The sequence below is a fragment of the Vibrio sp. V42_P2S4T144 genome (genome assembly GCF_009904715.1).
GTDB lineage: Bacteria > Pseudomonadota > Gammaproteobacteria > Enterobacterales > Vibrionaceae > Vibrio > Vibrio alginolyticus.
The window spans coordinates 1-12,006 of sequence record NZ_WXWS01000263.1; the positions used below are offsets into that span (position 1 = coordinate 1).

The 12,006-nt window shown below is 46.1% G+C and carries 10 protein-coding genes; 6 read left to right on the forward strand and 4 right to left on the reverse strand.

Translation table 11 applies throughout. From position 1 onward, the window contains the following. The first annotated feature begins 206 nt into the window (after window positions 1-206). The 3 genes from CAG68_RS09145 to CAG68_RS09155 all read left to right on the forward strand — a co-directional run bounded on the left by CAG68_RS09145 (window position 207) and on the right by CAG68_RS09155 (window position 2,972). Complete coding sequence (locus tag CAG68_RS09145; RefSeq protein WP_054729158.1) at window positions 207-1,574, forward strand: AlkA N-terminal domain-containing protein; 1,368 nt, start codon at window positions 207-209, stop codon at window positions 1,572-1,574. Further along, window positions 1,571-2,053, forward strand: a complete 483-nt coding sequence (locus CAG68_RS09150) for a methylated-DNA--[protein]-cysteine S-methyltransferase (protein ID WP_005374431.1) — start codon at window positions 1,571-1,573, stop codon at window positions 2,051-2,053. Before CAG68_RS09145 ends, CAG68_RS09150 begins: the two co-directional genes overlap by 4 nt. Before the next feature lie 100 nt (window positions 2,054-2,153). Continuing rightward, entirely contained in the window at window positions 2,154-2,972 is an 819-nt protein-coding gene (locus CAG68_RS09155; RefSeq protein WP_054729161.1) for a hypothetical protein, read from the forward strand. A 72-nt stretch (window positions 2,973-3,044) separates the two neighbouring features. Here CAG68_RS09155 and CAG68_RS09160 read toward each other — a convergent pair whose 3' ends face one another. Further along, a complete protein-coding gene (locus CAG68_RS09160) occupies window positions 3,045-3,653 on the reverse strand; it encodes a YitT family protein (protein WP_005374427.1) in 609 nt (202 codons plus the stop codon). 201 nt (window positions 3,654-3,854) lie between these two features. On the opposite strand from CAG68_RS09160, the gene CAG68_RS09165 reads away from it, so the two are divergent. Further along, a complete protein-coding gene (locus tag CAG68_RS09165) occupies window positions 3,855-4,250 on the forward strand; it encodes a GFA family protein (protein ID WP_017821038.1) in 396 nt (131 codons plus the stop codon). A gap of 37 nt (window positions 4,251-4,287) precedes the next feature. Here the strand turns inward: CAG68_RS09165 and nhaD are convergent, their stop codons facing one another. Both nhaD and CAG68_RS09175 read right to left on the reverse strand, forming a co-directional pair. Continuing rightward, entirely contained in the window at window positions 4,288-5,718 is a 1,431-nt protein-coding gene (gene nhaD / locus CAG68_RS09170; protein WP_161441030.1) for a sodium:proton antiporter NhaD, read from the reverse strand. Window positions 5,719-6,138: 420 nt separating this feature from the next. Continuing rightward, on the reverse strand, window positions 6,139-7,164 hold the full coding sequence (locus CAG68_RS09175; protein ID WP_054729166.1) for an acyltransferase: 1,026 nt from the start codon (window positions 7,162-7,164) through the stop codon (window positions 6,139-6,141). A 250-nt stretch (window positions 7,165-7,414) separates the two neighbouring features. Here CAG68_RS09175 and CAG68_RS09180 point away from each other — a divergent pair, with 250 nt between their 5' ends. Both CAG68_RS09180 and CAG68_RS09185 read left to right on the forward strand, forming a co-directional pair. Then, window positions 7,415-8,005 carry a TetR/AcrR family transcriptional regulator gene (locus CAG68_RS09180; protein WP_005374416.1) on the forward strand — a complete coding sequence of 197 codons (591 nt, stop codon included), beginning with the start codon at window positions 7,415-7,417 and terminating at the stop codon, window positions 8,003-8,005. Window positions 8,006-8,133: 128 nt separating this feature from the next. Beyond that, a complete protein-coding gene (locus CAG68_RS09185) occupies window positions 8,134-8,991 on the forward strand; it encodes an alpha/beta hydrolase (protein ID WP_017633823.1) in 858 nt (285 codons plus the stop codon). 168 nt (window positions 8,992-9,159) lie between these two features. Here CAG68_RS09185 and CAG68_RS09190 read toward each other — a convergent pair whose 3' ends face one another. Then, window positions 9,160-11,706: a glycosyl hydrolase family 18 protein gene (locus CAG68_RS09190; protein WP_086047586.1), complete on the reverse strand. Its 2,547-nt coding sequence runs from the start codon at window positions 11,704-11,706 to the stop codon at window positions 9,160-9,162. Window positions 11,707-12,006 lie beyond the last annotated feature (300 nt).

Consider the following 12,006-nt stretch of genomic DNA (forward strand, 5'->3'; position numbering starts at 1 on the left):
ATGTAAGTCCATGCCAATTCCCTTTAGCCGACGTTGTTGTGATGCTCTGGATCTAACTTTAGTGTACAAAAGCGCTAATGCCAATAAATCTCAATATTGAGTTCCGAAAATGGCTAATTGTGGGCGCTTAAGCAAGCTACAATAACACTATATTGAACGATGCCTATGAACAATAAATGACAAAAGGCATGAGCAAGGAAAGCACTATGTTTATTCACCCCCATACCTCACTGACCTTCGAGCAGTGTCACAAGGCGCGAGTCGCGCGAGACAGTCGTTTTGATGGGCGATTTTATGTGGCGGTAAAAACAACGGGAATCTTTTGTCGTCCGATTTGCCCGGCAAATTTGCCTAAAGAAGAAAATGTTGAGTATTTCGCTGATAAGACGCAAGCCCTTCAAGCAGGGTACCGTCCGTGTTTACGTTGTCGACCTGATAGCGCGCCTGGATCTTGGGCATGGAAAGGTGTCGAGACGACCTTTCAACGAGCGATTTCGTTAATTGATAGAGGGGAGTTGCATCACCATTCGGTGTTAGAATTGGCTGAGCGTGTTGGGATTTCTGACCGTTACTTACGTATGTTGTTTGAGCAGTATCTAGGTATGTCACCCAAGCAGTATGCGCAATATCAGCAACTAATGTTCGCCAAACAGTTGCTTCACTCCAGCTCTATGTCGGTCACCGACGTGGGGTTTGCATCAGGTTTTAACAGTACGCGCCGCTTTAACGATGCTTTTCAAAAGTTTCTCAAACTAACGCCTTCTCAAGTACGCCGTAAAGAGTTTGATGGTGCGGGTTGCAATCGAATTGCCTTACCTTATCGAGGTGAGTTGAATTGGTCGCACATGTTGGACTTCTATCGTTTACGAGCGGTTGAGGGGGTCGAGCAGGTGAGGGATGAGAGTTATCAGCGCAACGTTTTTTTGGATAACAGCAAAGCCTGGTTTAAAGCGACAAAAGGTGAAGGATACTTAGAACTGGCGTTTGAAATTGAAGACGTAACGAAGCTGCAAAACTTGGTGTCTGACATTCGTCGTATGTTCGATCTTGACGCTGATATTTGTACTGTTGAGCAGCATTTGGAGTATGTTGCGCCTGGGCTCGTGTCGAGTAAAGGTATTCGTATTCCTGGTGTATGGAATGCATGGGAAGCAGGGGTTAGAGCGATTTTAGGCCAGCAAGTGTCGGTTAAAGCTGCGATTGGTCAACTTAACTTATTGGTGGCCACACTTAGTGGAGAGTCAGAAAAACGTTTTTTCCCGACTCCCAGTGATATTGCGAACGCCGACGTGAGCTTTTTGCGCATGCCGCAAAGCCGTAAAGAGACGCTAGTGCGCTTCGCCCAGTTTATGCAGGACAACTCAGAAGCTGACCCCCAGCAGTGGCTAGCTTTGAAAGGCATTGGACCTTGGACCGTCAGTTATGCTCAACTGCGAGGGCAATCTCAACCCGATTGCTTTCTAGATAAAGACTTAGTGGTGAAAAAGGCGATGCAGCGTTACCCATCACTGAATACGCACACTGCGGCCCCTTGGGGAAGCTACGCGACGTTTCACTTATGGAATCAATCATGAAAACATTTTATACCGAAATGCCGAGTCCACTAGGAACGGTGACTATCCAATCGAACGCTGAGGGCTTACTTGGCATTTGGTTTGAAACATGCACCACTAAGCCGAGTGAGCTGGGGGTGCGAGACGAGCAGCATCCGGTCTTGCGCCAAGCTGTCACCCAACTGGATGAATACTTTGCTGGTCTGCGCAACGAATTCGACTTGCCCCTTGCAGCGACAGGCACTGATTTTCAAAATCAAGTTTGGCAGGCACTAACGACCATTCCATATGGGGAAACGTGGAGCTATCAAGATCTCGCGAATGCGATAGGTAACCCTAAAGCTGTGCGTGCTGTTGGGTTAGCAAACGGGAAGAATCCGATTTCTATCGTGGTACCTTGTCATCGCGTTATTGGCAAAAGCGGAAAACTGACTGGGTATGCAGGTGGAGTGGAGCGCAAGCAACGTTTGCTCGCGCTGGAGCAAGGTACACCGCTTTAAGTGAGGCGATTCTCATATTGGGATTAAGCGTGCTACACAGGGGTAACGATAGTGTAGAGTTTCATATTCGTTATACGAATAGAAAAAGGACAATAAGGACATGCCTTTCAAAACGGATTTTGATGCCTTCATGAGTGAGTGTTGGCAGCATCACGAGGAAAATCCCGAACAAGTTTATGCTCAGCTAGAAACGGCTCTGAGCGAGGTGGAAGACGTTACCCAAATCGAGCGAATATTCGCATTGATGCTGCATACCGCTATTGGGCATCTCCAGTGCCCAGAACAGTTTCTTACTTGTTTAGAGCACTTTGATGAACGCAAGGTTGCTGAGAGTTTGGCATTTCAACGCAGTATTGCCGTTGCGCGCTATTTCGTAGATGGCACTGACAATATGGAATTATTGGAAGAGCAAGAACAACGCCGAGTTTACGCTTTGATTTCGAATGAACTTTCTGCACTTGTTCAGCTTGAACTGGCGAGTCAATGGTTGGTGAAGGCAGCGTTAGGAATGACGCCGAACGATGCAGAAGGGCCATTAGCGCGCGCTATCGCGATCACTGCGAACAACTTAGCATGTCAGTACGAAGCGCTGGCTGAGCGCACGTGCATGGAAACATCGAAGATGTTAGAAGCAGCAACACTCGCGCTAGACTATTGGAAAGTGGCAGGGGGTTGGATGCAAGAAGAGCGCGCAGAGTATCGCTTAGCTATGAGCTTGCTTAAAGCGGATAAACCGCAAGAAGCCAAAGTGCATGCTGAGCGCTGTGAAGATATTTGTCAGCAACATGGTAGCGACGCGCTTGAGCTGTTCCACGCACATGACTTGCTGATGCAAGTACACTTCCATCTTAGCCAGAAATATAAAGCTAAATTGGATGAGGAGATGCAGCAGCACTGCAAAACGAGCTCGTTGACGTGATCTTAGCGTAGAATGAAAAAAGCCCCGAGCGACTGGCTGGGGGCTTTAGGGTTGTTGACTATGCAGCGATGATTATGCTGCTTGCGCCTTTGCTTGGTATCGTCCTGGTTTATGGTTCATCGCCAAAATCAAGTTTGTTGCGATGGCACCTAGAACAGATAGAGCGATAAGGTGCACATCTACAATGAACAGTGACATCACCACGATGGCACAATCTAACGCCATTTGAACTTTACCCGCTCGAACTCCAAAACGTTCCTGAAGGTACAACGCTAGAATGTTAAAGCCACCCAAACTCATTTTGTGACGGAAAATTACCAACATACCGATTCCAATCAGCCCACCACCCAAAAGTGCCGCATAGAAAGGTTCGATTCGTGAAATCTCAATCACATGATGCAGATGATCGACCGCAAAAGAGACAATCGAAACCGCAATAAAGGTATTGATAGTGAAGCGCCAACCCATGCGCATCACAGATAAAATATAAAAAGGGAGGTTAAGAGCGAAAAATATCTGACCAAAACTGAAGTCACTCACTTTGGTTAGGAAGATCGCCAAACCAGCCGTACCGCCAGTGAGCAATCCTACTTTGCTAAAAAATATCACCCCAAGTGACACCAACGCACTGCCGAGCGTCAGAGCCAAGAGGTTCTCTCTTAGGCTATGATCTTTGTCCATAAATTAATTTCCTTGGTTTAAAAACCGCGCCGGAGATAACACGTCTCACGGACGCGATAGACAGTCGCCAAAATAGCAACTAACAAATCGGCCAATAAAATGTCGCGAAAAGTGATGGATGTCGAGTTTTTGGACGAGATTATGATGATATTAACCTGTTTAACATAATGTACACAGATAGAAAAACAACAAGGAAAAGTTATGATTAAGAAAGTTGGCAACACCCAAATCAACACATTACATCGACTGAGTTGTCACTGTGGAAAAGTTGAGTTGGAACTGGCGTTACCCAATGGTATTGAGAAACCGAGACGGTGTGACTGTTCTATGTGTCGACGTCGTGGCGCGATTGTCGCGTCTGTACCTTTGAACGGTATTCGTATTGTGCAAGGCGAAGACGTCTTGAAGCAGTATCAATTTAATACACACACTGCGAAGCACTTTTTCTGTGGCGAGTGCGGAATTTATACGCACCATCAGCGTCGTTCTGACCCGAGTGAGTATGGCTATAATGTCGGCTGCTTAGAGGGCGTCAACCCATATGAGTTGGGAGCGATTGAAGTGATGGATGGCGTTAACCATCCATCCGACCGCTAGGTTGTGTTGCAAGTTAAGCACCTGATTGTCGGTGCTTTTAAGTAAATAAACCGCTATTCATCCACAAGTGTACCGCAATACTGGCGGCATAACCCAAGGCGATGACGGGAGCCCACTTTAGGTGGCCAAAGAAGGTGTATTGTCCACGTGCGGCTCCCATTAAAGCGACGCCTGCCGCGGAGCCAATGGAAAGCAAACTGCCCCCGACACCTGCGGTTAATGTGACCAGTAGCCAGTTGCCCATCGACATGCTTGGTTCCATGGTCAGTACAGCAAACATAACCGGAATGTTATCGACGATTGCAGATAGGACACCAACCATTACGTTTGCCCAGACAGGGTTCCATTGCGTGTACATGACGTTTGAAACCAGTTCGAGGTAGCCAAGTAAACTTAAACCGCCAACACACATTACAACACCGTAGAAGAACAACAAGGTGTCCCATTCGGCTCGAGACACACGATGAAACACATCAAACGGAACCACTGAGCCTAAGCGCTTCAATGCCTGATCATCGCCATTGGCAATTGCCATAGCTGCTTTTTTTGCGAGTGAGTGTTTAAGAGTTTGACGCAAAAAATATCCGAAAAACTGTAAGTACGCCAAGCCCATCATCATGCCCATAACGGGTGGGAAGTGCAGCAAGGCGTGGAAAGAGACCGCAGTGGCAATAGTCAGAATGAATAATGCGACAATACGCCTTGCCCCGCGTTTTAGATCAACGTGTTGGTGAATCGTATTCGGTTTTGTGTTTGGAACAAACAGTGACATCAAAAACGCGGGAACCAAGTAGTTCACCAATGACGGTACAAACAACGGAATGAACTCAGCAAAGCTGACATGACCGGCTTGCCACACCATCAGGGTTGTAATATCCCCAAATGGGCTGAATGCACCGCCAGCGTTGGCTGCGATAACAATGTTGATACAAGCAAGATTGACGAACTTAGGATTATCACCAGAGACTTTCATCACTACAGCGCACATCAAAAGGGCCGTAGTTAAGTTATCGGCAATCGGTGAAATGACAAAAGCGAGAAACCCCGTCAGCCAGAACAACTTTTTGAATCCAAAACCTTTACCAACCATCCACGCCTGTAAGGCATCGAAGAGTTTGCGTTCTTCCATTGCGTTGATGTAAGTCATCGCCACGAGCAAAAACAGCAGCAACTCGGCATATTCCAACAAGTTGTGTTCTAGTGCGGATTTGGCGATTTCAGGCTGGTTGTGCTGAGCAAAGGTGTAGCCAATCAGAATCCAAATTAACCCTGCAGCGAGCAGCACTGGCTTGGATTTTCTCATTTTCAGATACTCTTCCAACATAACCAGTATGTAAGCGATCGAAAAGATAATCAGAGCCGCGTAACCGACACCAGAATTAACAAGATTCAGTTCATTGGTTGATGCAGCAAAGGTGGCGCTAGAGAACAACAAACAGCAGAAAGCCACAATTGGATAGATTGGCATAGACATTTCTCCTTTGTCTGGTTGGAGAAATATTAGCCACAAATGAATGAGTTAGTTGTGAGAGAGCTCGAATTAACAGTAGGAGTTAGGAAATGATAGTGTGCGCCACTATTTTCTGAGTGACGCAATGCTTGCTGCGCCGAATAAAACCGCAGCGGCATATAAACCGTAAGTTAACCAGTGACTAATCTCTAAAAAAGGAACGAGTCCTTGACCTGCCCACATACAGCCTCCGTTTAATGAGCAATGTTGTAATAGTCGAGCCAATTTAAAGGAAATGAACAATGTTTTTTGTGAGTGAAAGCAAATTCTGAAGGATTAGAAAGTCAAAAATTGGTCAGTGAGAGAGAAATCTCATTTTTAACTGGCTAGCTCTAACCCTTTTGAGTTAAAGCTAGCTATATCTAGAGCTGAATGCATTTAGCGTAGGAGCCATTTTTTCAACGGTGAAGCGTCAATTGCTTTCACAAGCAGTATGGTTGCAACAATCGTTGCAGGATAAATAAACACATCTTTCGCGAGGTGTTGCAGCCCGATAAATCCAGCGACATTCATCATGACAATTATGATAAGCAGATGGCTAACATATATTCCTAACACGCTAGGAGATAGTTTGAAGACCCAAGGCATGTCGCCAAAATGAGGGTGAGCCAAAAGCCACATAAAGACACCTACAGCCCAGATAACGGTACCGAATAGGAAGTCGTGCAAGTTGAAAGCGATGTCATGTTGCATCAGCCAGTAAGCTTCACCAAAATGCAGTGCTATGCCAAGAATAATGCATCGAACCGTATTGTTTCGCGACCACCGCCACTGCGCTTCTCGTGCGAAATAACCCAGAACAACTAGCAACGTGCTGAAAAAAGGCCCGTTACGAGTAAAGAAAGGCGCTGGCAGGTCGGTAATGGTCGCGTAACTGCCAGCAAAGACCCCGTATATGTATAGCAATACTGCAGTTGGCAGTATCAGTTGCACCATATTGATATGCACGAGAAAGGCAATTAACGCTACGGCAATGACCAGAGCCGGAATAAACCACAGATGAACGAGTCCGCCTTCGATGAGTGAATTGATCGGGGTTGACATTAAGTACCCCCAATAACCTTGCCTTTCGGCGAGATACCCTGCCTCAGCGACCGTCTGCCATTGGAATGGCATCAGTAAACAGATCATGCTCCAAATGAGCCAAACCTTCATTAACGGTTTGGCGTAGTTCTTAAGAGTATCGATAGGTGAGTGACTCAACTTCGGCTGGATTAGATAACCCGAGATGAGAAAGAACAGCGGAACAGCAAAACGAGCCAGTTGGTTGAGCATATAGCCAACCCATGGTATCCCATCCCACTGCCAGTACGTCAGTGCCATCTGGCAATGCAAACCCACAATCGCAAGCATTGCAATGATACGTGCAAACTCTAAGCTGGCTATTTTTTGTTTCTTTGCCATTACATTGTTTACCTAAATAAAAAACTTAGGTGAAAATAGCAGGTTGTTACTGAAGTAATACGTGAAAAAGTCAACAGACTTGCGCTTACATTGAAGCTGTTTTGAAAATTAAGACTTACTTCAAACTTCTTAATTATTAACCTATTAACGCAATCAATACCTGATTCGTGAGTCGAAAATAGCACTGAATAATGGTTAGACCAGTTAACTCGAGATTGCAAAAAAGAACGATCGTGCTAAAAATAAGACTATGCAAAAAGGAAAAGTGACAAAAGAGTTTATTCTGCAGCGGGCTTTCGAGATCGCCAGCGAAGACGGATTAGAAAGTCTTACGATTGGAGAGTTAGCCAAGCAATGCGGTATGTCGAAAAGTGGTCTGTTTGCCCACTTTAATTCGAAGTTGAATTTACAGCTATCGGTGCTTGATCACGCCAATAAAGTGTTCGCTGATCGGGTTATTGAGCCTGCTCGAGAACTCGGGGATGGCAATATAGAGCGTAAAATTCGAGGGTTGCTCGACTCTTGGATGACTTGGAATCACGCATTCCAAGGAAGTTGTATGTTTCTTGACGCTTGGAATGATACGGCAGATAAAGATTGCCCGCTTCAGGCCGGACTGCGTAAATCCATAGACACTTGGCTGAGTTATTTGGAGATCCAAATAGCGAAAGGCAAAGAGAAGCAAGAATTTGCAGCAGACTTAGATACACGCCAAGCAACGTTTGATTTGTACGGTCTCTATTTGAGTGCGCATGTTTTTTACTCAATTAAAGGTGAGCAAGAAAGCTTGCGTCTGTTTTGGCAAGGGATCGACAACTTATTTTCTCGCTGGAAAGGCTAATATCGGTTATTCGCTTCCCAGATTCGTAGACATAAAATCACAAAGAGCGGCTGAGTTCGCTCTTTCTTATCAGTATAAAAAGCACGACCGTTCTATTTTGTGCAAAGCTGATAGTTAAGGACATGATTATGAGTGAAAAAATTTACTTTAATACATCGCAACGTTTCAGTATTAAGCGCAGTTTGGTGAACATTAGTACTCGGTTACACCATACACTGGCCCCGTCACATGCAAAGAAGACCGCGCGCAAGCTTCTTCTGACACCGGCTCGTACGCAACCTAAAAATATTGAACCTCAAGGGCTTATCAAAGGTGAAATTAAAGGGCATGCAGGCATCATCAAAACCTATACTTTGGGCTCTGGACCTATTTGGGTGCTAACTCATGGTTGGTCTGGAACGGCAAGTCAGTTTTATCCTCTCATGGAACATATTGCGTCGAAAGGGTTTACTGCTTTGGCGTACGATCATCCGGCACATGGTGAGAGTGAGGGGCAGTATGGGCACATTCCGGGGTTTGTCAGAGGATTAGAAGATGTGTTGGATACGGTCGAGGATATTGTTGGCCTAGTTGGGCACAGCATGGGCACCGCTTCTGCTCTTGAGTGCCGACACAGCAAATTAGAAAACAAGCCTTTGCTGCTTATTGCTCCGGTATTAAATTACGTAGAGAACTTATTCGGTAGCATTGCACGTTCCGGTTACTCGATGAAGCTTTTTAATGCTGTGGTTTCAGAAGTTGAAGACCAATTTGGTTATCCGTTACAGTCCATTGATCCGATGAAGCGTTTGTCTGAGCGTCCGTCTCACACCATTATTATTCATGATGAGCAAGACAAGTTCACCAAATACAGTGTCTCGGCAAAAGCGGCTGAAGAGATTAAAAACGTTGAGTTAGTGACAACACAAGGTCAGGGGCATGGTCGAGTGATGAAGTGTGAGCAAGTCTTCAGTAGTTTTGACCGTTTGCTCGATAGTGCTTGGTAACCCTTACTTTTACTGATTGACTCGCTCCGTTTTGCGCTAATTCGATTTGAAAGTAACACCTCAGATTTTTTCGTCTCTGGTGTTGCTCTCTTCGTTAAGAGGTTAAATCCAAAAAGGACAGCCGAAGCTGTCCTTTGTTTATTTAGCAGAACGTCTGCAAGGCTGAAATTAGTTACAGTTAGCTACGCCAACTTCTTTCCAAACGCCCCATTCGCCAGATTGGCTAGGATCGTCACCCTGAGTCCACCATTTCGCTTCCCACGTTTTACCTGCGTGAGTCACTTGGTTACCACCTGTGTACACTGCGCTCGCATCCCATGCGTTGTCACAAGTACCAGGGTTCGGATCGGTTGTGTACTGTGCAACAACCACAGTCGCGCTTGCCGATGAAGACGCTTTACCGTCGCTCACACTTACAGTGAAGCTTAAGCTTGTGTCTTGCGGGTATTCCGCAGCAGTGAACGTGACTTTAGAGCCTTCAACCGTTGCATTCAGACCTTGAGGTAGAGTCCAGTTGAATGTCAGGGTATCGTTGTCTGCATCGCTAGACGCAGATGCATCTACAACCACAACGTCACCAGCGTTTGCTGTTGCTGGAGCAACAACTTGTGCTACTGGTGCGCTGTTCACTGGGTCAACAACACCTGCTGGTTTCACTGTTACTACAACGAGGTCAGATGCCGTTGCACCTTCGTTATCAGACACCGTCAGCTTGAAAGTTAATTGCTCTTCAACAGTAACTTCTGCTGCATCAAAGCTTGCTTTCGCTGAGTTTGCACCTGTTAGTACCACTGCTGTGCCAGATACTTGTTCCCAAGCGTAGCTTGCGATGGTGCCGTCAGAGTCTTTTGACAGGCTGCCATCTAGAACCACATTTGCAGGACCTGTTACCGATTGATCTGCGCCAGCGGCTGCGGTTGGTTTACGGTTTGGTTGAGGAACCACACCACCAGCCATACCTTCGTGCATCGCGTTTAGAATGTCACCGTTATCCGCGTCAATTTCCCAAGAGAATAGACCAGCAAGACCAAGAGACTTCGCGTAGCTACCTTTTGCTAGCACTGAACGGTGGTCATCAAATGTGATCAACTCGCCCGTAGTACGGTTCCATACCCATGGTGCTTCTGCTTGTGCATCGTAGCCGTACTCGAAGCCGTTAATGCCAGTGTTGTTTGCACCTAACATGAATGACTTAATGCCTTTGTAGTCAATTACGCCATCTTCCCAAACACCTTGTGCTGTGCTGCCCTTCAGTTTACCTGTAGCAGTACCTGTCATTGGGTCGTTTGGATCGGTTAGCGTATCTGGAGTTACGCCTTCCCAGCCACGACCGTACATTGCTGTACCAAGTACTAGCTTGTTCGCAGGAACGCCTTGAGCAAGAAGAAGTTGGATGCCGTTATCTGCTGTGTAAGCAGGACCCTTGTACGGTTCGCCGTTCTCATCAACGCCACTACCGTCACACTGACCAGGACGCATGAATGAACCACAGTAAAGCGCAGTTTGGTGACCAGGAACGTTATTCCAACCACCGTAGAAGTCGTAAGTCATTGCGAAGATGTAATCCATGTACTGAACTGCATCTGCGTAGTCTACGTCTTCAATCTTGTCGTAACCGACACCGATAGCGGACGTTAGCTCGTAAGTACGGCCTGTCTCAGCTTCTAATTCATCAAGCATTACGCGCAGTTCACGCATCAGTGCGATGTATGCTGGGCCATCGTTTACAGGGTCGCCCTTATCGGCTGCTGCACCGCCGCCGCCAGGGAATTCCCAGTCGATATCAACACCGTCGTAGAATTTCCAAGTTTTCAGGAACTTCTTAACTGATGCGACGAATGTGTCTCGGTTTTTCTTGTCCACGAAATCGAAGAATGGGTCAGACAGTGTCCAACCACCGATCGATGGGATGATTTTTAGATCAGGGTTACGTTGTTTCAATGCCATTAGCATTGCGTAGTTACCCTTGATAGGCGTGCTGTATTCATGACCAGCTTGTGGGAAGCTCTTCTGATAAGCAGCCCAAGGGTCATGGATAACGACTTCATAATCAGGCACACCTGTACAAGCAGTTTGTAGCGCGTTGAAACTGTTGCCGCCAACAGACTTCACAGACTCATTTGGGCCACAAATTGGGATAAAACCGTAAAGGATGTGAGTCAAGTTGTCGACCGGCATATTATCGACTGTGTAGTCACGGCCATAGATGCCCCATTCAACAAAATACGTACCCATCACGACGCTTGGATCGGTATTGTAGGTTTTGTTGTTTGGATCAACATTCATCGTTAGTGGCTTCAGGTGAGAACCATCGGTATCTGCAATCGTGATTTCAGCTGGTGCGCTTTTCGCACAACCTGTCGCATCACATGCTTCGATTTCCATTTGGTATAAGCCACCTTGGCCGTATTCAAACAAAGCTGTCGTTTGGCTACCAGTGATAGGGCCACTTGCTACTTTTACACCATCAAAATAGACGTTGTAAGTGTCACCAGGTGTGCCACTCCACTGGTTAAACTTAACAGTAATCTTCGCTTGCTCATGGTATTTCACCATGTCGTAGTAGCCTGACGTGGTTTCCATCGCGAGCTCAATTTTAGAAAACTGAAGGTTGTTGGAACCGTACATATCGATACTTGGTGCGGTTGGAGCCGCAACTGCAGCACCTGATAGCGCTAAAGCAACTCCAGCTGCACATAGGTTAAATCGAATCATAACTTCTCTCTCAATCCTTGGATTCATGTTCTACCTAGAACATAGGCTGCTCTTGCACCAGATAAGATGATTGGATTTACTCCACGTGCAAAAGCATCACACTCAGCATTTCAGAGAGTTTTTTTTCGTCAAAAAAAATTAAGACGGTTTTCGAGGCACTTGAGAGAACTTAACTAAAACTCGCACTCTGTTACACAGAAAGTGTCAGACTGAGTCAATAATTTATAAAATCTCAGCAGAAACTAAAATTATTGTTTACTCAGTAACGAGTTAGTTAAATGCGATGAAGACCTTATTTTG

Coding starts and splice junctions, on each gene's coding strand:
- CAG68_RS09150 (WP_005374431.1), top strand. CDS start 1,571: ATGAAAACATTTTATACCGAAATGCCGAGTCCACTAGGAACGGTGACT.
- CAG68_RS09185 (WP_017633823.1), top strand. CDS start 8,134: ATGAGTGAAAAAATTTACTTTAATACATCGCAACGTTTCAGTATTAAG.
- CAG68_RS09165 (WP_017821038.1), top strand. CDS start 3,855: ATGATTAAGAAAGTTGGCAACACCCAAATCAACACATTACATCGACTG.
- CAG68_RS09175 (WP_054729166.1), bottom strand. CDS start 7,164: ATGGCAAAGAAACAAAAAATAGCCAGCTTAGAGTTTGCACGTATCATT.
- CAG68_RS09145 (WP_054729158.1), top strand. CDS start 207: ATGTTTATTCACCCCCATACCTCACTGACCTTCGAGCAGTGTCACAAG.
- nhaD (WP_161441030.1), bottom strand. CDS start 5,718: ATGCCAATCTATCCAATTGTGGCTTTCTGCTGTTTGTTGTTCTCTAGC.
- CAG68_RS09180 (WP_005374416.1), top strand. CDS start 7,415: ATGCAAAAAGGAAAAGTGACAAAAGAGTTTATTCTGCAGCGGGCTTTC.
- CAG68_RS09190 (WP_086047586.1), bottom strand. CDS start 11,706: ATGATTCGATTTAACCTATGTGCAGCTGGAGTTGCTTTAGCGCTATCA.
- CAG68_RS09160 (WP_005374427.1), bottom strand. CDS start 3,653: ATGGACAAAGATCATAGCCTAAGAGAGAACCTCTTGGCTCTGACGCTC.
- CAG68_RS09155 (WP_054729161.1), top strand. CDS start 2,154: ATGCCTTTCAAAACGGATTTTGATGCCTTCATGAGTGAGTGTTGGCAG.